Annotated in this window: 18 protein-coding genes; 4 read left to right on the top strand and 14 right to left on the bottom strand. The window is 71.8% G+C overall.

The features are described 5' to 3' along the window. Position 1: 1 nt before the first annotated feature. The 3 genes from Q7L65_RS15140 to Q7L65_RS15130 form a co-directional block, all read right to left on the bottom strand. Entirely contained in the window at positions 2-1243 is a 1242-nt protein-coding gene (locus Q7L65_RS15140; RefSeq protein WP_304722310.1) for a S9 family peptidase, read from the bottom strand. After that, positions 1240-1836 carry a hypothetical protein gene (locus Q7L65_RS15135; protein WP_304722309.1) on the bottom strand — a complete coding sequence of 199 codons (597 nt, stop codon included), beginning with the start codon at positions 1834-1836 and terminating at the stop codon, positions 1240-1242. The genes Q7L65_RS15140 and Q7L65_RS15135 overlap by 4 nt, the downstream gene beginning before the upstream one ends. Before the next feature lie 70 nt (positions 1837-1906). Then, positions 1907-3151 (bottom strand): winged helix-turn-helix domain-containing protein, encoded by a 1245-nt coding sequence (locus tag Q7L65_RS15130; protein WP_304722308.1) that lies wholly within the window; start codon positions 3149-3151, stop codon positions 1907-1909. A gap of 99 nt (positions 3152-3250) precedes the next feature. Here Q7L65_RS15130 and Q7L65_RS15125 point away from each other — a divergent pair, with 99 nt between their 5' ends. After that, positions 3251-4465: an NADP-dependent isocitrate dehydrogenase gene (locus tag Q7L65_RS15125; RefSeq protein ID WP_304722307.1), complete on the top strand. Its 1215-nt coding sequence runs from the start codon at positions 3251-3253 to the stop codon at positions 4463-4465. A gap of 72 nt (positions 4466-4537) precedes the next feature. Here the strand turns inward: Q7L65_RS15125 and Q7L65_RS15120 are convergent, their stop codons facing one another. Both Q7L65_RS15120 and Q7L65_RS15115 read right to left on the bottom strand, forming a co-directional pair. Further along, complete coding sequence (locus Q7L65_RS15120) at positions 4538-5254, bottom strand: YrhK family protein (RefSeq protein ID WP_304722306.1); 717 nt, start codon at positions 5252-5254, stop codon at positions 4538-4540. A gap of 19 nt (positions 5255-5273) precedes the next feature. Continuing rightward, entirely contained in the window at positions 5274-6677 is a 1404-nt protein-coding gene (locus Q7L65_RS15115) for an MFS transporter (protein ID WP_304722305.1), read from the bottom strand. Positions 6678-6777: 100 nt separating this feature from the next. Here Q7L65_RS15115 and Q7L65_RS15110 point away from each other — a divergent pair, with 100 nt between their 5' ends. Further along, positions 6778-7290 carry a MarR family winged helix-turn-helix transcriptional regulator gene (locus tag Q7L65_RS15110; protein ID WP_304722304.1) on the top strand — a complete coding sequence of 171 codons (513 nt, stop codon included), beginning with the start codon at positions 6778-6780 and terminating at the stop codon, positions 7288-7290. On the opposite strand, the gene Q7L65_RS15105 is transcribed toward Q7L65_RS15110, so the two are convergent. The 3 genes from Q7L65_RS15105 to Q7L65_RS15095 are packed head-to-tail and all read right to left on the bottom strand — an operon-like array spanning position 7248 to position 10226. After that, positions 7248-8576, bottom strand: coding sequence for a chloride channel protein (locus Q7L65_RS15105; protein WP_304722834.1), 1329 nt, complete (start codon positions 8574-8576; stop codon positions 7248-7250). The genes Q7L65_RS15110 and Q7L65_RS15105 overlap by 43 nt on opposite strands. Positions 8577-8625: 49 nt before the next feature. Then, positions 8626-9252, bottom strand: coding sequence for a TetR/AcrR family transcriptional regulator (locus Q7L65_RS15100; protein ID WP_304722303.1), 627 nt, complete (start codon positions 9250-9252; stop codon positions 8626-8628). Then, a complete protein-coding gene (locus Q7L65_RS15095; protein WP_304722302.1) occupies positions 9228-10226 on the bottom strand; it encodes an AraC family transcriptional regulator in 999 nt (332 codons plus the stop codon). Before Q7L65_RS15095 ends, Q7L65_RS15100 begins: the two co-directional genes overlap by 25 nt. A gap of 91 nt (positions 10227-10317) precedes the next feature. Between Q7L65_RS15095 and Q7L65_RS15090 the strand changes: the two genes are divergently transcribed. Both Q7L65_RS15090 and Q7L65_RS15085 read left to right on the top strand, forming a co-directional pair. Continuing rightward, complete coding sequence (locus Q7L65_RS15090) at positions 10318-11334, top strand: aldo/keto reductase (protein ID WP_370552576.1); 1017 nt, start codon at positions 10318-10320, stop codon at positions 11332-11334. Between the two features lie 113 nt (positions 11335-11447). After that, positions 11448-11702, top strand: a complete 255-nt coding sequence (locus Q7L65_RS15085) for a hypothetical protein (protein ID WP_304722299.1) — start codon at positions 11448-11450, stop codon at positions 11700-11702. Between the two features lie 33 nt (positions 11703-11735). Here the strand turns inward: Q7L65_RS15085 and alr are convergent, their stop codons facing one another. Genes alr through Q7L65_RS15055 form a run of 6 tightly spaced genes read right to left on the bottom strand, consistent with a single transcriptional unit; the run spans position 11736 to position 20075 of the window. After that, positions 11736-12938: an alanine racemase gene (gene alr, locus Q7L65_RS15080; protein WP_304722298.1), complete on the bottom strand. Its 1203-nt coding sequence runs from the start codon at positions 12936-12938 to the stop codon at positions 11736-11738. Beyond that, a complete protein-coding gene (locus Q7L65_RS15075) occupies positions 12925-14712 on the bottom strand; it encodes a hydantoinase B/oxoprolinase family protein (protein ID WP_304722297.1) in 1788 nt (595 codons plus the stop codon). The genes alr and Q7L65_RS15075 overlap by 14 nt, the downstream gene beginning before the upstream one ends. Beyond that, positions 14709-16853 carry a hydantoinase/oxoprolinase family protein gene (locus tag Q7L65_RS15070; RefSeq protein ID WP_304722296.1) on the bottom strand — a complete coding sequence of 715 codons (2145 nt, stop codon included), beginning with the start codon at positions 16851-16853 and terminating at the stop codon, positions 14709-14711. The genes Q7L65_RS15075 and Q7L65_RS15070 overlap by 4 nt, the downstream gene beginning before the upstream one ends. Before the next feature lie 30 nt (positions 16854-16883). Further along, the gene (locus tag Q7L65_RS15065; protein ID WP_304722295.1) at positions 16884-17801 is read right to left on the bottom strand and encodes an ABC transporter permease; all 918 of its coding nucleotides are present in this window, start codon (positions 17799-17801) and stop codon (positions 16884-16886) included. A 2-nt stretch (positions 17802-17803) separates the two neighbouring features. Beyond that, positions 17804-18736 carry an ABC transporter permease gene (locus Q7L65_RS15060; protein WP_304722294.1) on the bottom strand — a complete coding sequence of 311 codons (933 nt, stop codon included), beginning with the start codon at positions 18734-18736 and terminating at the stop codon, positions 17804-17806. A gap of 13 nt (positions 18737-18749) precedes the next feature. Next, entirely contained in the window at positions 18750-20075 is a 1326-nt protein-coding gene (locus tag Q7L65_RS15055; protein WP_304722293.1) for a PotD/PotF family extracellular solute-binding protein, read from the bottom strand. Between the last annotated feature and the right edge of the window lie 37 nt (positions 20076-20112).

The following is a 20112-nucleotide window of genomic DNA, read 5'->3' as shown; positions in this document are numbered from 1 at the left end:
CCTACCCCAGCCGCTCCTCGAGCCAGTCGAACACGACCGCGTCGCGCGCGGCGCTGGCGAGCGGCTCGCAGTGGCGACCGGCGCCGTCGGCGGCGGCGAACGGCGCCAGCGTGCTCGTCTGCGGCAGCAGCTCGTGCAACTGCTGCGACTGGCCGGGCCAGAACTGCTCGCCCTCCGGGTCGGTGATCAACAGCGGCGTGTCGATCTGCGCGACCTCGTCGCCGAGGCGGTAGCGCTCGACCGCTCTGTAGAGCGCGTAGCGCGAGTCGCCCTCGATCCGGTACGGCTCACCGCGGAAGCTGAGCGCGGCACGGGCCGACGGCGAGATCAGCTCACCGACGTGCATGTTGCGGTCGAACTGCTCCTGCTTGCCCTCCTCCAGCTCCTTGCGCAGCGCGCCCGGCAGCGGCTCCAGCCAGGAGCTGACGACGTCGACGACGCCGGGGTCGACGACCGCCGCCGCGAAGCGGTGCTCGAAGGCGAGCGCGCGCGGGACCCAGAAGCCGGCCTGGCTGATCCCGAGCGCGACGACCTGCGCGGGATCGACGTCGGGCCGTTGCAGGAGCGTGTCGAGCACGGGCGTCAGCACCGCCTCCCAGTCGGGCCGGAACGGGATCCCCTGCTCGAACAGCGCCGACTGCTGGCCGGGGCCGTCGAACGCCATCCAGTGCCAGCCGCGCTCGGCCGCGGCGGCGCCGCCGTAGACCCACAGCTGCGAGGTCGCGCCGTCGCTGCCGTTGACCATCACGACCGTCGGCCGTCTCTCACCCGGCGCCGCGTCGGGCGCGCGGAAGAACCAGCCCGGCAGCGTCGTCTGCTCGTACGGGATCGCGAAACGCTCGCCGGGCGCCGGCGACAGGTCGACGACACGCTCCCAGCAGTCGCGGTGGCGGCGCCAGATCTCGTCGCGGCGCTCGCGCTCGGAGCTGCGCGCGATCGCATGCAGCGCGGTCGCGTAGTAGGTCGCGGCGCGGCGGTAGTGGTTGAGCGCGCTGACGCGGCGGCCAGCGGCCTCAGCCGCGCCGGCGGCGGCCCAGGCGGCGCCGGCGGTCGCGCTCCACTCGCGCACCCACGCGTCGGCGTCGCCGTTCTTGATCCGCGCCGCGGTCGCCAGCACCTCACCGGCGTCGGCGGCGCCGCGATAGGTGGCGCCGAGCGCGATCTCGAAGCCGAACTGGAAGTCGTCGTCGGCGAACGTGGGCGGGATCGCGGGATGGCTGCGGTGAAGGAGGGAGTGGCTCATGCGTGGCTCCGGTTCTGAGGCGTGGTGACAGGCTGCTCCCGGTCGGCGGGCTCGTCGGCCGCGGCAGTGACCGCCTCGGTCCGCTTCGCCGCCCACACGATCAGCACGACGGGGACGACCCAGTTGAAGATCGTGTTGGCGCGGTGCGTGTCGATCAGCCCCGCGACGATGTGCGACGGCACCATCGCGAAGAAGACGAGGCCCCACATCTGTGTCAGCTCGCGGTTGACGGCCTTGAAGCGGGGCGAGTCCCAGTACTCGCGCGGGACCGTCTCGCGCGCGTACTGCTCGGTGAACGGAGTCGCCAGCAACGAGCCGAGCGCGATCAGCCCGAGCGCGCCGGCCGCGATCGCGCGCGCGTACTGCGACAGCCACTCGACGTCGGAGCCGAGCGCGAGCCCCGCGACGGCGAACAGCGTGAACGCGGCGATCGCGCCGAGGTCGAGGATCTTCGGTCTACCGGCGGCGAACGACGGCACGCCGATCGCGATCGCGGCGGCCAGCGCGACAAGCGCGGCGGCGGCGACCGAGTCGTGTTGTGAGATCGCGCCGAAGAGGATCCACGGCACGAACGCGAGGTAGATGTTCTTCATGGGAGGCAGTCTCCGCGCGAACGCGGGCCGCGTCCTCAGTAGCGAGCTACTGAACTGCCACGAGGCGGCGCTACTGCGTCGCGCGCACGGCGGCGGCGAGCGGGCTCGCCAGATCGCCCCTGCCGGCCACCGCGACGCCGTCGAGCCCGAGCCAGCCGGCGACCGCGTCCAGCTCCTGCGCCAGCTCGGCGGCGACGTGCTCTGGGTCCGCGGCGGGCCCGGCCTCCGGCGCCGGCTCCGCGTACGCCCCCTGCACCCGCAGCACCCCAGCCTGGCGATCCGACTTCAGGTCCACACGCGCGACGAGCGCGTCGCCGAGCAGGAACGGCAGCACGTAGTAGCCGTGGATCCGTCTCGGCGCGGGGGTGTAGATCTCGATCCGGTAGCGGAAGCCGAAGATCCGCTCGGTCCGCGGGCGGAACCATATGAGCGAGTCGAACGGGCTCAGCAACGCGCGTGCGTTCACCCTGCGCGGGCGCCGCGCGGCCGGCCACAGGTACGCGGGCGCGCCCCAGCCCTCGACCGTCACCGGCTCCAGCTCCCCTGCCTCCACCAGCTCCGCCACGCGCAGCTTCGACTCCGCCCGCGGCAGGCGGAAGTAGTCGCCGAGGTCGGGCTCGGTCGCGACGCCGTGCGCGCGCGCCGCGACGCGCACCAGCTCGCGCTGCGCCTCCTCCACCGAGGGCGTCGGCCGCGCGAGGATCTCGGCCGGGATCACGCGCTCGGGCAGGTCGTAGCGGCGCTCGAAGTTGATCCGCCGCGCGGCCGTCACCTGGCCGGACCAGAAGAGGTACTCGAGCGCGACCTTGCCCTCGTGCCAGTTCCACATCTCGCCGGCTCTGCGCTTGGCCCGCTCGGCGCCGGTGTCGGCGGCGCGCACCGGTCCCTGCTCCTGCACGAGCGCGAGCACGTCGGCGACCAGCTGCGGGTGCTCGCGCGCGATCCGCCGCACGCCGCCCCAGGCGTCGTCGTCGGCGCGCGCCATCCGCCAGCGCAACTGCGGCTGCAGCCGCAGCGGCACCAGCGACGCCTCGTGCGCCCAGTACTCGAACAGCTCGCGTCTGACCCTGCCGTCGGTGTGCGCGGCCATGCGGTCGAGCAGCTCGCGCGGGTACGGACCCAACCGCGAGAACAGCGGCATGTAGTGGGTGCGCGAGAAGACGTTGACGGAGTCCAGCTGCAGCAGCCCGATCCGCTCGATCGCTCTGCGCAGCTGGCGCGCGTCGACCCTTCCGCTCGGCCGCGGGTCGGCGAACCCCTGCGCCGCGAGCGCGATCTTGCGCGCGGCGCGGGCGCTCAGACGCTGGTCGGGCATCGCGGTATCGATAGCAGGCGGGGGCGGACGGCACGGCGCCCGGCGCACGCCACGAATATCCTGCGCCGTTCCAATCGACACAAGGACTCAACGCTTCCCATGGCCAAGATCAAGGTGAAGAACCCCGTCGTCGAGCTCGACGGCGACGAGATGACCCGGATCATCTGGCAGTTCATCAAGGACCAGCTGATCCTGCCGTACCTCGACGTCGAGCTGAAGTACTACGACCTCGGGATGGAGAGCCGCGACGCGACGGACGACCAGATCACGGTCGACGCCGCGAACGCGATCAAGCAGTACGGCGTCGGCGTCAAGTGCGCGACGATCACGCCCGACGAGGCGCGCGTCGAGGAGTTCAACCTGAAGGCGATGTACCGCTCGCCCAACGGCACGATCCGCAACATCCTCGGCGGCGTGATCTTCCGCGAGCCGATCGTGATCTCCAACGTCCCCCGCCTCGTGCCGGGCTGGACGAAGCCGATCGTGATCGGCCGCCACGCCTTCGGCGACCAGTACCGCGCGACCGACCTGGTCGTCCCGGGCGAGGGCACGCTGACGATGACCTACACGCCCAAGAACGGCGACGAGCCGATCGAGCTGGACGTCTACGACTTCCCGGGCGGCGGCGTCGCGATGGCGATGTACAACCTCGACGAGTCGATCCGCGACTTCGCGCGCGCCTCGCTGCGCTACGGCCTCGATCGTGGCTTCCCGGTCTACCTGTCGACCAAGAACACGATCATGAAGAAGTACGACGGGCGCTTCAAGGACCTCTTCGCGGAGGTCTTCGAGGCCGAGTTCAAGGCCGACTTCGACGCCGCCGGCATCACCTACGAGCACCGTCTGATCGACGACATGGTCGCGGCGGCGCTGAAGTGGGAGGGCGGCTACGTCTGGGCCTGCAAGAACTACGACGGCGACGTCCAGTCCGACACCGTCGCGCAGGGCTTCGGCTCGCTCGGCCTGATGACCTCCGTGCTGATGACGCCGGACGGCAAGACGGTCGAGGCCGAGGCCGCGCACGGCACGGTCACGCGCCACTTCCGCCAGCACGAGCAGGGCAAGCCGACCTCGACGAACCCGATCGCGTCGATCTTCGCCTGGACGCGCGGTCTCGCGGCGCGCGGCCGGATGGACGACACGCCCGAGGTGACGGAGTTCGCGCTGACGCTCGAGCGCGTCTGCATCGAGACGGTCGAGAGCGGCAAGATGACGAAGGACCTCGCGCTGCTGATCGGTCCCGACCAGCCGTTCCAGACGACGCAGGAGTTCCTCGCGTCGATCGACGAGAACCTTCAGTCGGCGATGAAGTAGCCGATCACCCGGAAGCGAGCAGTACGCAGTTCCAGCGCCCCGTTCAGTCGAGCGGGGCGCTGTCGTCTCGACTCAGACGGGGGTCACGCCCGCGGCTCTGACCCAGTTCGGATGCGGCCCGGCCCGCTGCTGGCGCGCGGCCTGCAGCGGCAGCAGGATCGCGCCGACCAGGAAGAACAGCGCGCCGACGGCGGTGCCGGCGTTGGAGAGCCAGTCGTTCAGGATCTCGCCGCTGGCGGGACGCACGTAGGCGGCGACCGCGGAGACGCCGAAGGCGATCGAGCCGAGCATGTTGACGGCGGCGATCTGCCAGTCGATGTCGCGCGGGCGCCACGACAGCCACTCCTGCTCGGAGTTGGCGAACGCCAGCAGGCTCGCGAGCAGGAAGCAGCCGGAGCCGATCATGTCCGGTCCCCACACGCGCACGTCCAGCTGGTGCGTGCTGAGCGCGTGGTTCATCGCGTCGAACGTGTTGACGTTGAAGAGGATCGTGCCGGGGAACTGGATCGCCGCCGCGAGCCAGTCGATCCGCTGCGGCAGCCATGCGCGCGGGCGCAGCATCCGCCGCTCGTGCGACGGGCGTCCCCTGTGCGGGACCTCGGACGCGGCGACGAGCTGCAGCAGCGAAGCGCTCGTGAAGCCGATCGAGCCGACGAAGAAGGCGACGCCGATCCAGTCGGCCGACGAGCCGAGCGCCGCGTCGGCCGGCACCAGGAACAGGATCGAGCCGAGCGCGAACAGCACCCCCATCCACCACGCGAGCCGATCCGGCCGCCACCACACGGACATGCCGGGAGTCTCTCACGCGTCAGGCGGCGCGGCGGGCCGTGACCGTGCAGGCGACGGCGGCGAGCAGCAGCAGGACGGCGTTGACGATCAACGCCGTGTGCAGGGCGGAGGCCATGTCGGCGCCGCCGGCGATCCGACTCGTGAGGATCACGCCGAGCACGGCTGGGCCGAGCGCGCCGCCGTACTGGCGCAGCACCGTGTTGGCCGCGGCCGCCATCCCGGCCAGCCTGTGCGGGACCGCGTGGATCGCGGAGACCGCGACGGCGCTCAGCATGAACGCGTCGGCGACGCCGAGCACGGACAGCCGCCAGGCCGCGCCGCCGAAGCCGGTGTCGGCCTCCATCCCGGTCAGCAGCACCATCGCGAACGCCCCGAGCGCGAGCCCGAAGGCGAGCACCGCGATCGGCTGGAAGCGCGCCAGCAGCCGTCCGACGAACGGGTTCACGAGCGCGGTCACGCCGTTGATGAACAGCAGCCGCACGCCGATGTCCAGCGGCGACAGCTGCTGCGCGCCGCCGAAGAAGAGGCTCAGCAGGAAGATCGTCCCGACCAGCGCGAACAGCGCGATCAGCGCCGAGAAGCCGCTCGCGCTGAACGCCGGTATGCGGAACAGCGCGACGTTCAGGATCGGTGAGGTGGAGCGCAGCTCGACCGCGATGAAGACGACGAGCGCGACGCCGCCGGCGATCAGGCCGATCAGCGCCTGCGGCGAGCCCCAGCCGGACTGGCCGCCCTCGATCACGCCGAAGATGCTTGCCGCGATCGCGATCGTCGCGGTGATCTGGCCGGGCCAGTCGAGGTGACGCCCCTCCGGTGACTTCGACTCCGGCAGCCGCAGCGCGGCGACCGCGCCCGCCAGCAGCGCCAGCAGCGCGGTCGGCACGAACACCCAGCCCCAGCCGGCGTGCTGCAGGATCACGCCGGACAGCAGCGGACCGACGGCGAGGCCGAGCACCAGCCCGGTCGCCCACATCGCGACGAAGCGCGCGCGGTCGCGCAGGTTTGGGACGGCGTGCGCGATCAGCGCCAGCGTCGTCGGCAGCAGCAGGCCGGCGCCCGCGCCCGTGATCGCCTGGCCGGCCCACAGCAGGTGGATCGCGTCGGCGCCGTCGAGCGTGCCGGCGAGCGCGGCGACGGTCGCGCCGAGGACGGTCAGCGCCATCCCGATCAGGTAGACGCGGCGGCGGCCGTGCAGGTCGCCGAAGACGCCGGCGGAGAGGATCATCGCGGCCATCGGGATGATGTAGCCGTCGGTCACCCACTGCAGGTCGGCGGTCGAGGCGCCGGTCTGCGCGCCGATCGTGGTCAGCGAGACGCTGACCGAGGTGATCGGGACGTAGGTGACGAACACGCCGAGCACCGCGAGCGCGATCGTCAGTGCGACGGTCTTCCTGTTCTCCTGCGTGATCGCTGCTGCCGTCATGGGGGCCTCACCACGGGTCCGGTCGGGAGATGCTTGAACGTGAAGATACCAACGATTGCTTCAACGTTGAGATTCTTCACGTTGATAGGGTCCGCGGACGATGTCCAGACCAGCGCCGGCAGACCGCATCGACTCGCTGCTCGCCTACGTCGAGAGCATCTACCCCGAACGCGACCTGACGGCGAAGTCGGTCGCGTGGCGGCTGCGACGCGCGGCTCACTACGTCGACACCGAGATCAAGCGCGGGCTCGCGCCGCTCGGGATGGAGATGTGGGAGCTGGAGATCCTCGCCGGCATCAGACGGTACGGCGGCACGGTGACGATGGGACAGCTGCAGGACATCGCGCAGCTGACCTCCGGCGCGATCACCAACCGGGTCGCGAGACTCGAACGCGACGGCTACGTCCAGCGGGACGTCGACGCCGTCGACCGCCGCCAGGTGCTCGTCACGCTGACCCCGATCGGGCGCGAGCGCGCCGAGCAGGTGATCGACGTCAACCAGCGCGTCGAGGAGGAGATCTTCGCCGCGGTCGACCGCGACCTGCAGGTGCGCCTGGCAGGTGACCTGCGTCAGCTGCTGCTGGCGACCGAGGGTCCCGACCCGCGCGCCTGAGCGGCGCCGGCTTCGGCCTCGATCTTCTCGAGCCGTCTCTCCAGCGTCGTCGCGACGATCCAGGCGGCGGATGCGGCGAGCACGACGGCGGGAACGGTGTCGAAGCCCGCCGAGCCGGCGATCAGCGTCGCGAACAGCAGCGCCGCGAACAGCAGGCGCGTCGCGGACGCCAACCCGGCCGCGGTCCCGACCGAGACCGCGAGCGTCGGCGAGACGTCGAACGCGACCACCGCCAGCATCGCGAGCGCGATGCCGATGAAGATCGCCGGGAAGACCGGGCCGCCGCGGAAGCCGCACGCGAGGCAGATCATGTAGCCGAGCGACTTCGCGACGACGAGCAGCAGCACGATCCCGAACGACCCCTCCGCCACGACCGCCGGGATCGACGTCTGGCCGGAGAACAGCACGTCCTGCGAGTTGGCGCCGAGCACGTCGGCGAGCTGTGCGATCAGCCCGACCACGAGGCCACCGGCGATCAGCAGCCCGGCCATCCCGAGCTTCCCCGGCCCGCGCCGCTCGATCGCTCTGCCGGTCCCGTGCACGAGCGACATCAGCAGCGCCGCGACGATGCCTATGACGATCGCCAGCAGCAGGTCGACGACGCGCAGCGTGGTGTAGCCGGGCAGGTCGGGAACGGTCAGCGTCGCCTCTCTCAGCCCGCCCCAGTCGCCGAATCCGATGAAGATCGAATAGCCGATCGCGGCGGCGACCAGCCCGGGCAGCAGGCCCGCGATCAGCGCCGCACCACGGCTGATGCCGGCCTCGACGAGCAGCAGCCCGGCGACGAGCGGACCGCCGAAGAGGGCTGCGATCGCGGCGAACGAACCGGCCGTCGCGACGACCGCGCGCTCCTCGTCGCCGAGTCTGACCCACGACGTGAGCCCGATCCCGACGACCGAGCCGAGCGCGATCAGCGGCGCCTCGGGGCCGAGCACGGCGCCGAACGGCAGCGCGCCGAGCGCGGCGAGCGCGACGCCCGGGGCGTAGCGGACCGGTGTCGGGGTCGCATTGATGCCGCCCAGCGGCGCGTGGCCGCCGTCGCCCGGCAGCAGCGTGCGCGCGAACACGACGATCGCCGCGCCGACCACCGGCAGGCCGATCACGAGGTACCACGGCGGCGAGGAGGCGCCGAGCGCGTCGGGCAGCTCGGTCCACAGCAGGTGCTCGAGCTGGTGCACGAGCGCGATGAAGCCGACCGCCAGCAGCGCGGCGGGAATGCCCACCAACGCACCGAGCCCGACGAGACGAAGGTAGGCGGGCCCGTCGATCGCGGGCGGGGCCGGCATTTGGCTCACGCGCGCAAGCTACCAGCGGGGGCGGGCGCCGGCGCGTGAGTCAGGTTGGGGCCGCCCACGCCCGCAGGCTCGCGAGGATCCCGTCGAGCGCGGTCTGCAGCGGGGCGATCGACTGGTGCGCCTGCGTCAGCAGCAGGGCGCCCTGCAGCGTCGCGAGCATGTTCGTCGCGAGCGCGGCGGGGTCGACCTCGGCGCGCAGCAGGCCGGCGTCGCGCATCCGCTCGATCCCGCGCTGCAGGTAGCCGGCCCAACGGTCGAAGTAGGCGGCGAGCTGGCGCCGCAGCGCGTCGTCGCCGGCGGCGGCCTCGTTCGTGAGCGCGCCGATCGGGCAGCCCCAGCCATGCTGCTGGCTGCCGTAGTGGTCGAGCACGCGCCCGCTCCAGCGCTCCCACGTCGCAAAGTCGTCGAGCGTCTCCAGCTCCGGTCGCTGCGCGTCGAGCACGCGGTCGGCCTGGAACTCCGCGACGGCGCGGACCAGCTCCGCCTTCCCCTCGGGGAAGTAGTGGAACAGCTGGCTCTTGCTGGTGGCGGTGTCGAGCCGGATGTCGTCGAGGCTGGTGCCGCCGACGCCGCGCGCGAGGATCAGGTCGGCGGTCGAGGCGACGATCCGCGCCCGCGTGGCGGCGCCCTTGACGGTCAGTCTCAACGGTCTGGTCGCGGTCGCCACCCCTTCAGGGTATCGCCGCGGCGGTAGTGCGCCGGGGCGCTGCCCATCACGCGCTTGAAGGCGTTGCTGAAGGCGCTGTCCGACGTGTAGCCCCACGCGTATGCGACCGACGAGACGGTCCGGGCGGGGTCCTCCAACGCGCGCGCCGCCGTGCGCATCCGCCACTGCAGCAGGTAGTCGAGCGGGGCGGCGCCGACGAGGCGGCGGAAGCGCTCGGCGAAGCTGGAGCGTGACATCCCGACCGCCGCGGCCAGCTCCGCGACCGTCCAGCGGCGGGCGATCTCGCCGTGCATCAGCCGCAGCGCGGCGCCGATCTGCGGATCGCCGAGCGCGCTCAGCCAGCCGCGCTGCGCCGGCGACGCGCCCGACGCGACGACGACGCGCAGCGCCTGCAGGAACAGCACGTCGGCCAGGCGCTCCTGCATCAGGCCGCTGCCGAGCGACGGCTGCGCCCGCTCGGCCGCCAGCAGCTCGACCGCCGCCCGCACGACCGCGGCCGCGCGCGGCGCCGCGGGATCGTCGCCGCGCATCACGACGAGCGGCGGCAGCGCGTCGAGCAGCAGGGCGGCGTTGCGCGCGTCGAAGGAGAAGCCGCCGCCGCTGATGACGAGGTCGGGGTGGCCGCCGCAAGCCTGATCCCCGACGCGCGCCGCCCGCCCCTCCGCCCGCGCCCGCTCGAAGATCGGACCCGCCTCGACCGGTTCCAGCCCGAGGTCACTCGCGAGCACGTACGGGGCGCCGTCGGCGAGCAGGTAGGCGTCGCCCGCGTGCAGCCGGACCGGCTCGGCGACGCCGTCGGCGACGAGCCAGCAACTGCCGCGCAGGACGGCGGAGAACTTGACGTGCGCGTAAGGCGGGAAGCGGACCGCCCACGCGCCGCCGGCTTCCAGCACTGCCGAGACCGCGCGCTCGACGCGCAGCAGGTCGAGCACGTCGGAGAGCGGATCCGCCGTCGATGTCGGACGATCGCGCATGAATCGTGGAGTCTAGACACTGTTTCATCCAGATCCAGCGGGCTAGCCTGGGGAGCACCCCACGATCGCGCGAAGGAGCCGACCAATGGCCATGCAGTACACGCAGCTCGGAAACAGCGGGACGCTCGTCTCGCGCATCTGCCTCGGCGCGATGACGTTCGGGGGCGCCGGCAGCGCGGGGTGGGAGACGATCGGCGCGCTCGGCGCCGCCGACGTCGACCGCCTCGTCGGCCACGCGCTCGACGCCGGCGTCAACTTCTTCGACACCGCCGACATGTACGCCGCCGGCGAGAGCGAGCAGCTGCTCGGCAGAGCGCTCGGCGGGCGCCGCGACGAGGTCGTGCTGGCGACCAAGGCGCACGGGCGGATGGGCCCCGGCGCCAATGACGTCGGCCAGTCGCGCGTGCATCTGATGCGCGCGCTGGAGGGCAGCCTGCGCCGGCTCGGGACCGACACCGTCGACCTCTACCAGGTGCACAGCTTCGATCCGCTGACGCCGTTGGAGGAGACGCTGCGCACGCTCGACGACATGGTGCGCCAGGGCAAGGTGCGCTACGTCGGCTGCTCCAACTACGCCGCCTGGCAGCTCGCCAGAGCGCTCGGGGTCTCCGCCCTGCACGGCCTGGAGCGGTACGTCTCGCTGCAGGCGCACTACTCGCTTGTCGGGCGCGACCTGGAGCACGAGCTGCTGCCGCTGATCGAAGACGAGCGGCTCGGCCTGCTCGTCTGGAGCCCGCTGTCGAGCGGCTTCCTGAGCGGTAAGTACACGCGCGAGACGAGCGACGCAGAGGGACGCTTCGCGCAATCGGAGTTCCTGCCGATCGACCGCGAGCGCGGCTACGACGTGATCGAGGCGCTGATCCCGATCGCTGAGCGCCATGAGGTCAGCGCCGCCCAGGTCGCGCTCGCATGGCTGCTGGCGAAGCCGGCCGTCACGAGCGTGATCGTCGGCGCCCGCCGGCTCGGCCAGCTGACCGACAACCTCGGCGCGGTCGACGTCGAGTTGAGCGCGGAGGAACTGGAGACGCTCGACGCGGCCGGCAGACCGGGTCCGTTCTACCCGAACTGGCTGCAGGCGCAGAACGCGGGGCAGCGGCGGCCGGGGTAGGTGGCGAGCGGGCGGCGGGCGGGTGCTACCGTTCCTGTCGGCGCTCACGAACGGCGCCGCCGAGGTCATGACCGCCTCGCCTCTTCGTCGCCCCCTGCCCGAAGGAGCCGGTCGTGAACTCCAGTGACCTCCACTTCCCGTCGTACGATGCCGCGGCTCAGCAGCCCGCGATCCGCTGGGCGCTGTTCACCCACGGCGACGTCCGCGACGTGCTTCCCACGCTCCATCGCGACACGCTGCGCGTGATACACCGCGGCCCGATCGACGACGCCTGGCGCACGACGCTGACCGCCGCCGGCTTCCCCGCCCCGCGCGTCGACGCCGCGATACTGGCGCCGGTCGAGCGCGGCGAAGAGCGTCACGCCTGAAGGCGTGTCGGGCAACGTCCGCCCGACACACCGCTAGCCCACCGGCACGCGCAGGACGCGTGCCGACAGCGCCGTGAGCACCTCGTAGTTGATCGTCCCGATCGACGCGGCAACCTGCTCCGCCGTGATCCCGTCGCCGAGCAGGACGGCCTCGTCGCCGACGCGCACCCCGCCACCGGCGGGCCCAAGGTCGACCGTCATGTTGTCCATGCTGATCGTTCCCGCCAGCGGAAAGCGGCGGCCGCCGATCGACACCTCCCCGCCACGCTCGCCGAGCGCGCGACGCCAGCCGTCGCCATAGCCGATCGGCAGCGTCGCCAGGAACGTGTCGCGACGCGCGACGAAGCGACGCCCGTAGCCGGCGCTCTCGCCCGCGCGGCACCGCTTCACCGCGGCGACCCACGAGAGGAACCGCAGCGCCGGCACGAGCCCGTGCGCGGCGGGATCGCCTCCGAACGGGTCGAGCCCGTAGATCGCGACGCCCGGACGGACGAGGTCGAAGCGCGGATCGACGCGGGCGCCCGGCGCGCGCAGCAGCGCCGCCGAGTTGGCCGCGTGCGCGAGCACCCCCGGGCGGCGCAGCGGCAGCGCCCAGCGCGCGAACCGCTCCAGCTGCTGCTCGAAGAAAGGGTCGTCGTGGTCCTCAGCGGTCGCGAAGTGCGTCCAGACACCGGCGAGCCGGTCGCCGGCGGCGTCGGCGAGGTCCTTCGCCGCGCGCGCGTCGCGCGTGCCGAGCCGGCCGAGGCCGCTGTCGAGCTTGACATGCACGCGCGCGTCGCCCGGCAGCCGCCGCAGCAGCGCCGGATCCCACAGCGCGATGTCGGCGCCAGCCGCCAGCGCGTCGGGCAGCTCGGCCTCCGACAGCGCCCCGAGCACGAGGATGCGGATCCCGTCGTGCCCAGCCCGCCGCAGCGCCAGCGCCTCCGCCGCCGTCGCGACGCACAGCCAGCGCGCACCGGCGGCGCGCGCGGCGCCGGCCGCCAACGCCGCGCCGTGCCCGTACCCGTCGGCCTTCACGACGGGCGCGAGCAGCACGCCGTCGCCCGCGACGGCGGCGAGCCGCTCGACGTTGCGACGGATCGCCCCGACGTCGACCCGGGCGACTGCGCGGCGAGGTCCGTCAGCGCGATCCGAACCGACGTCGTCCTGCGCTCGGGCGCAGCGGGCGCCGTCGGCAACCGCCGATGGCGCCCGGCGCGGCGTGCGACCCCCGCCCGCCCGTTCAGCCGCCGACACGGGCCGTGCGCAGTTGCGCCCGCCGTGTCGCCGTCGCCTCAGCGTCGACGGTCAGCTCGTCGGCGAGCACGTCCGCGCTGAAGACGACGCCGTAGACGTCGCGCGCACGCGCGAAGGAGACCCATTGGCTGAGCACGTCTTCGCGCACGCGCTCGGGCTCGCGCGCGAGCGGGTCGCCGTAGCCGCCGCCGCCCGAGAGCGCGTGGCCGAGCAGCTCGCCGGGACCGATCTCGACCTGCGTGATCGGGTCCAGCGGCTGCTCGCTGCCGTCCGCGAGCACCTTGTAGGGGATCGAGGCCGCGGCGCCCCCGCCGCCGCGCGTGCCACGCGGCGGGTTGGCGAAGCCGTCGGTGACGTAGGCGGCGTGCATCGGCGTCGTCTTCGGTCCGTAGGTGACGTCGGCACCGGGCGCGCCGCGGCGGCGGCCGGCCCCCTCGGAGTCCATCCGCATGCGGATCTCGCGCACGCGCACCGGGTACTTCTGCTCGTCGATCTCGACCGAGTCGCGCGTCATCAGGCCGTTGGTGACGGCGTTGCCGTACGTGATCCAGCCGTCGTGCTCGGGTCCGCCCGGTCCGCCCTGGGAGCCGAGGAACTTCTGGTTGACGTAGGGCTCGTCGCCGCGCCGCTCGTCGCGGCCGGAGACGACCGCGAAGCCAGCGCCGATCCCGCAGGCGCCCTCTGCCAGGCCGTAGCCGTCCCATGCGTCCGCGATCGCCTTCTGCGTCGTGACGACGAGCCGCTCGCCGACGTTGGTCGTCGCGACCGAGCAGGAGGCGGGGAAGCGCGGGATCCCGACGATGCAGTTCTCGCGCAGCAGCACCCGCACGCGGCGGAAGCTGCCGGCGTTGTGCGGGATGCTCGGGTCGATCGAGTTGAACAGCCCGGTCATCACGTTGTTGGTCGCGCACGCTCTCGACTCGTTGATCCCGAGCGGCACGCAGTCGATGTTGTCGCGCAGGTCCAGCTCGACCATGCCCGCGTCGGGATCGACCGTGATCTTGACGTTGATCGGGACACCGTCGGGCAGCACCGGCGCGAGCGGGTCGTGCAGTCCCCGGCCGACGATCGTGCCGCCGGGCATCTGCGCGATCGCGTGCTGCATCGTGCGCTCGGAGTAGTCGAACCACTCCTCCACGAACGCCTTCAGCGTCTGCGCGCCGTAGCGGTCGGCGAGCTCCTTCAGACGCGCCTCGGCGATCCGCGCGGCGCCGATCATCGCGAGGTAGTCGCCGTACCACTGCTCGGGCACCCGGATGCGGCGTCTGCACATGCGGATCACGTCGGCGACGTCCTGGTAGCCGCGCTGGATCCGCGTCGCCTGGAAGATCAGGCCGCCCTCTTCGTAGACGTCTCTCGCGAACGGCATGTACGTCGTGGGGCTGGCGTTGCCGATGTCGGCCTGGTGCGCCTTCGCGGCCGTCGTGAAGAGGTGCTCGCCCTCGTAGAAGACGGGGACGAGGATCGTGTGGTCGGCCGGGTGCGTGTTGCCGAGGTAGGGATCGTTGTGCAGGAAGGCGTCGCCCTCGGCGATGTCGTCGTGCAGCTCGCACATCGCCTCGCCGAGGTACTCGGTCCCGATCACGTGGACGGGCAGGCCCTCGGCGGTCGACAGCAGCCGGTTGTCACCGGTGATCAGCGCGCACGAGAAGTCGCGCGCCATGTTGATGACGGCCGAGCGGCCGGTGCGCAGGAGCGTGTTCTCCATCTCGCGCACGATCGTGTCGAGACGGTTGGCGATCACCGCCAGCAGCACAGGGTCGATCTGGCTCATACCGTCACCTCGCCCTTCTCCGCGCCGAGCGGCTGGACCGCTTCGGCGGCTGTGTCGATCATGTAGTTGCCGGACGCCGTCACGGTCGCGCGCGAGCCCGGGTAGACGACGACCGTCGTCGTCGGCTCGCGGATCACGGCGGGCCCGTCGACCGTCGCGCCGCGCGGCAGCAGCGCGCCGTCGTAGCGCGCCGCGTCGACGTGGCCGACGCCGCGGAAGTACGCCGGCTGGCGCTCGACCGGCGCCTCGTCGGCATCCGGCGCGAGCGGCCGCCCGGCGACACTCGGCTTCGCCAGCTCGGCGGTCGCGCGCACCTTCCAGACGAGGCACTCGAGGTACTGGCCGGGCTCGTCGACGGCGAAGATGCGGCGGTGGGTCGCGTGGAAGGCATCCTCCACGGCCGTCACGTCCGCGCGCGTGCGGAAGCGGTCGCCAGGCAGCGCGACGTTCAGCTCCCACACCTGCTGGCGGTAGCGCGCCTCGACGAAGAACTCCTTGCGCGTCGCGACCGTCCGCACGCCCGACAGGTCCGCCAGGAACGCGTCGGCCTGCGCCTCGGCCGTCGCGAGCGCCTCGTTGACGTCGTCGGCGTCGAAGCTGCGCGTCTCCGCGTAGCGGCTGACGGCGAACTCCGAGATCACGTCGGCGTAGAGCGCGCCGCACGCGCTCAGCGCGCCGGCGGTGCTCGGCAGCAGCACCTGCCGCACGCCCAGCTCGCGCGCGATCTTGACGATGTTGAGGCCCGACGCGCCGCCGCCGGCGACGATCGCGACCTCGCGCGGGTCGATCCCCTGCGAGATCGTGATCTCGCGGATCGCTCCGACGATGTTCTCGCTCGCGATCGTCAGCGACGCGTCGGCGGCCTCCTCGACCGTCATCCCGAGCTGCTGCGCCAGCGGCGCGAAGGCGCGCTCGGCGGCGTCGCGGTCGAGCGTCAGGCGGCCGCCGAGGAAGTTCGAGCCGTCGAGGTAGCCGAGCAGCAGCGCGGCGTCGGTGATCGTCGGCTGCGTGCCGCCGCGGCCGTAGCACGCGGGTCCGGGATCGGCGCCCGCGCTCTCGGGGCCGACGTGCACGAGCCCGCCCGCGTCGATCCACGCGATCGAGCCGCCGCCGGCGCCGATCGACTTGACGTCGACCGCGCGCGTGCCCGTGATGTGGCCGGTGAAGCGGCCGCCGAGCCACGTCTCGGAGGTGTAGTGGACCTCGCCGCCGCTGACGAGGCCGACGTCGAAGGTCGTGCCGCCGGTGTCGCAGACGAGCAGGTCCGGCGGCGTCGGCGGCGCGACGGTGTGGTCGGCCAGCTCGACGGTGCCGTAGGTGAGCGCGGCGACCGGCGCCATCGACGGCCCCGATCCGACCGAGTAGATCGGCCGCTCGACGACCTCGCGCGGGCGCCAGGCGCCGCCGAACGACGTCGAGATGAAGAGGTCGCCGGCCAGCCCGGCCGCGCGCAGGTCGCGCTCCAGCTCCTCCAGGAACGCCTGCATCACCGGCTTCAGCGACGCGTCGATGACGGTCGACGACGCCCGCCGGTACTCGCGCACGATCGGGTTGAGCTGGTGCGAGAGCGTGAACGGCAGCCCGGGCGCGTGCTCGGCGATCAGCGCGCCGACGCGCAGCTCGTGCGCCGAGTTGACCGTCGACCACAGCAGGCAGACGCCGATCGCCTCGCAGCCGGCCGCGACCGCCGCGCGGATCGAGGCGACGGCGGCCGCCTCGTCGAGCCCGCGGAAGGCGCTGCCGTCGCTGTCCATCCGCTCGCGGATCTCCCACGTCAGGTGGCGCGGGACGTACGGCGGCGGGAACGCCATCTGCCGGAACGGGTCGAGCTTGCCGCCCTCGCGCAGCAGCAGGATGTCGGGGAAGCCCTCAGTCGTGAAGAAGGCCGTGCGCGCGGTCTTGCGCTCGACGATCGCGTTCGTCGAACGGGTCGTGCCGTAGGTGAAGCCGTCGGTGCGCGCCAGCAGCTCGGCCAGCTGCAGCCCCAGCGAAGCGGCGACGTCGGCGAGCGCGGCCGCGATCCCCTCGAAGGCGCGCTCGTAGGTCGTCAGCGCCTTCGCGATGTGCAGCTCGCCGTCGTCGTCGGCGACGACGACGTCGGTGAACGTTCCTCCGGTGTCGACCGAGATGCGATAGCCCACGTGGGTTCCCTTCAGTTCTCGAGGCGGATGTCAGGCGGCCGCGGCCGGGGCCGTCGGCGGCGCGAGGGTGAAGTCGTCGTCCTCGTCCGGCGCGATCAGCGCGGTGCGGCGGCGCTCGCGCTCGAAGCCGACGAAGTAGAGCGCCAGGAACGCGAACGAGGCGACCGCGATCAGCGATCCGAGCGCGTAGACGACCGGCGTGATGCGCACGCCGGTCACGGCGAGCAGCTCCATCGGCAGCGTCTGGTCGTTGCCCATCACGAAGCTCGAGCGCTGCACCTCGTCCAGCGACAGCGTGAAGCCGAACAGCAGCGAGCCCATCACGCCGGGCGCCAGCAGCGGCAGCGTGATCGTGCGGAAGACGGTCCAGCGCGAGGCGCCCAGCGATGCCGCGGCCTCCTCGACGGAGTCGTCATAGCGGTTGAGGAAGATCAGGAAGACGATGAAGCCGAACGGCATCGTCCAGGCGACGTGCAGCAGCAGCCCGGTCGTGTACCAGTGCGCGTCCAGCCCGACTTCGTCGGCGAACAGGCGCATGCCGAGCCCGAGGATCACGCCCGGCGTCAGCATCCCCAGCAGCAGCACGTAGAAGAGCGGGCCGCGGCCGCGGAAGGCGCGCCGGAACGCGAGCGCCGCCATCAGCGCGAAGACGGTCGCCAGCAGCGCCGTCAGCAGCCCGAGCAGCAGCGACAGCCGCAGCGGCGGGAAGTAGTTCGTCAGCGGCTCGCCGGCGATCGTGAAGAGGCTGTAGTTGCTCGGCTCGAACAGCTTCTGATAGCTGATCGTGCTGAACTCGGTCGGCGGGAAGACGGCGGTGCCGCGCTCCTGGAACGACAACGAGATCATCACCGCGAATGGCGCGTAGAGCAGCAGCAGCACGAACGCGAAGAGCGTCCCGGAGATCCCCTTGACGACGCGCTGGCCGCTTGTCAGTCGGTTTCGGTTCATCGTCAGAGCTCCCGCCGCAGGTCGTGGATCTTCATGAAGACGCCGAGCACGATCGCCGCGAGCGCGAGCAGGACGACCGACAGCGCGGCCGCGGTCGGCCACTGACCCGAGCCGGCGATCGCGCGGATCGTGCCGCTGAGCGCGGGGTTGGTGCCGCCGCCGATCAGCTGCTCGGTCGCGTAGTCGCCGAAGAGGAAGATCGCGGCGAAGAAGCAGCCGGCGACGAGGCCGCCCTTGGCGAGCGGGAACTCGACGCGCCAGAACGTCTGCCACGCGCTCGCGCCGAGGCTGCGCGACGCGGCGATGACGTCGTCGTCGATGCGGCTGAGCGCCCAGAAGACGGGACCGATCACGAAGACGACGTACAGCGACGCCATCGCGAAGATCATCGCCGTCTGGTTGTAGAGGAAGACGTCGGCGGGCTGGTCGAGGATCCCGACCTTGGTGAGTATGTAGTTGAGCACGCCTCTGTTGCCGAACAGCGGCTGCCACGTGATGATGCGGATCACGTAGCTGGTCCAGAACGGCAGGATCGCGAGCATCAGCAGCATCGCCGCGAGCCGTCTGGAGCGCACGAAGCGCGCGAGGAAGTAGCCGCTCAGCAGCCCGACGGTCGCGACGATCGCGAGCACGATCAGGACGACCTTGACGGTCTGCCACGCGAGCGAGCGGAAGGCCCCGCTGGAGATGACGTTGTCCCACGTCGTCAGGTCGAAGGTGTGCACGAGCGTCGGGCCGTCCGCGCGCCAGAAGCTGACCCACACGATCATCCCGAGCGGGATCACGACCGCGACGAGCACCCACAGCAGCGCGGGCGTCAGCAGCAGCGCGGTCTCGCGGCGTCTGCGGCGCGTCTGCGCGCGCAGCTGCGCGGCGTGGTCGGACGCGGCCGGCGCGCGCCCGCGCGTGCCGGCCGACTCTGCTGGGGTGCGCACCGAGAGCGACATCTCAGGCCGCCGTGAACTCCGTCCACAGGCGCGAGTACTCCTGGAACTCGTCGGGGTACGCCTGCCAGTCGGCGACGTGTCTGAGGCGCTCGTCGAGCGACGGCCGCTCGTCCGGCACGGCGCCCTCGTACCAGTAGTCCCACGCGGTCCCGCCGCCGCTGGGGGCGTCCTGCGCCTCCAGCAGTCTCTGCGCGGCGTCGGGGCGCGGCGAGTAGTAGCCCTGCGTGCCGAGGATCGAGCCGACGACGCCGCTCTCGAGGCTCCAGTCGATGTAGCGGATCGCGGCGTCGTAGTCGGCCGCCTCCTTGGAGACCGCGCAGCCCTGGATCCAGCCGTTGCTGCCCTCGGTCGGGTCGTTGACGAAGATCGCTCTGGCGCCGCCGTCGGCGGCCGCGGCGACCGCGCTGGCCCAGAAGTCGCCGATCCACACCTCGCCCGCGGTCAGCAGGTCGACGAGCTGGCCGAAGTCGCTCCAGAAGAGGCGGAACTGGCCGTTGGACTTCTGCTCGCCGAGGAATCTGAAGACGATCGCCAGGTCCTCTCTGGTGAGGTTGTTGATCGGTCCTCTGAAGTCAGCCTGTCCGCTGCCCTCGAGGAAGGTCGCGACCTTCATGACGCTCGTGATCGGCTCGTTCAGCAGGGTTGCGTGGCCCTTGTTGACGGGATCGAAGATCGCGCCGTAGGACTTCAGATCGCCTCTCGCCTGGCCGTCGAGGTACCCGAAGGCGTCGAAGCCGAACCAGGTCGGGACGGCCTGGAAGACGTCGTATCTTCTGCTCTCGATCGCTTCTCTGGTGTACGTGCCGGCGATCGGCCAGCCGGATCTTCTGTTGTAGCCCGGCTGCCCTGGCTCGCGGAAGAGCGGCATCACCTGGTCGTTCCAGGCTCTGATCTCGCTGACCGGGATCTCTCTGATCGTGTCCTGGATCGCGCCGAGCTGGTTGAAGTTCAGCTGGTCGATGTCGAACTGTCTGTAGTTCTGCTGCCAGAAGGTGATCTGGTTGCCGAGGTTGTCGGACTTGCCCTCGATCTTGATCCCCAGCTCCTTCTGCGCGGGTCCGAAGATGCGCGGGTCCTCGGTCAGGCTGAGGCCGATCTCGCGGACCGTGCCGCCCTCCGTCGCGCCGCCGCCGGTCGCGCCGGCGCCACCGGAGGTGCTGCCGCTCGTGCTGTCGCTGCCGCAGGCGCTCAGCAGCACGCCGAGCGCGCCCGTCGCTGCGAGGCCGCCGGCCGCCTTCAGCCCGCCCTGCAGCATCGTGCGGCGGGTGTAGCGCGCCTCGGCGAGCGCACGCTGCCGCGACATCTCCTCATAGCTGAGATGAGTCATTCCCTCTTCCCTCATGACTGGTCGTTTGCTGGGCAGC

It is taken from the genome of Conexibacter sp. CPCC 206217 (assembly GCF_030646165.1).
Taxonomy (GTDB): Bacteria; Actinomycetota; Thermoleophilia; order Solirubrobacterales; family Solirubrobacteraceae; genus Conexibacter.
Note: the sequence above shows the minus strand (reverse complement) of the source record. Positions and strands in the feature narration are given on the sequence as shown.

Coding starts and splice junctions, on each gene's coding strand:
- Q7L65_RS15140 (WP_304722310.1), bottom strand. CDS start 1,243: ATGAGCCACTCCCTCCTTCACCGCAGCCATCCCGCGATCCCGCCCACG.
- Q7L65_RS15135 (WP_304722309.1), bottom strand. CDS start 1,836: ATGAAGAACATCTACCTCGCGTTCGTGCCGTGGATCCTCTTCGGCGCG.
- Q7L65_RS15130 (WP_304722308.1), bottom strand. CDS start 3,151: ATGCCCGACCAGCGTCTGAGCGCCCGCGCCGCGCGCAAGATCGCGCTC.
- Q7L65_RS15125 (WP_304722307.1), top strand. CDS start 3,251: ATGGCCAAGATCAAGGTGAAGAACCCCGTCGTCGAGCTCGACGGCGAC.
- Q7L65_RS15120 (WP_304722306.1), bottom strand. CDS start 5,254: ATGTCCGTGTGGTGGCGGCCGGATCGGCTCGCGTGGTGGATGGGGGTG.
- Q7L65_RS15115 (WP_304722305.1), bottom strand. CDS start 6,677: ATGACGGCAGCAGCGATCACGCAGGAGAACAGGAAGACCGTCGCACTG.
- Q7L65_RS15110 (WP_304722304.1), top strand. CDS start 6,778: ATGTCCAGACCAGCGCCGGCAGACCGCATCGACTCGCTGCTCGCCTAC.
- Q7L65_RS15105 (WP_304722834.1), bottom strand. CDS start 8,576: ATGCCGGCCCCGCCCGCGATCGACGGGCCCGCCTACCTTCGTCTCGTC.
- Q7L65_RS15095 (WP_304722302.1), bottom strand. CDS start 10,226: ATGCGCGATCGTCCGACATCGACGGCGGATCCGCTCTCCGACGTGCTC.
- Q7L65_RS15090 (WP_370552576.1), top strand. CDS start 10,318: ATGCAGTACACGCAGCTCGGAAACAGCGGGACGCTCGTCTCGCGCATC.
- Q7L65_RS15075 (WP_304722297.1), bottom strand. CDS start 14,712: ATGAGCCAGATCGACCCTGTGCTGCTGGCGGTGATCGCCAACCGTCTC.
- Q7L65_RS15065 (WP_304722295.1), bottom strand. CDS start 17,801: ATGAACCGAAACCGACTGACAAGCGGCCAGCGCGTCGTCAAGGGGATC.
- Q7L65_RS15055 (WP_304722293.1), bottom strand. CDS start 20,075: ATGACTCATCTCAGCTATGAGGAGATGTCGCGGCAGCGTGCGCTCGCC.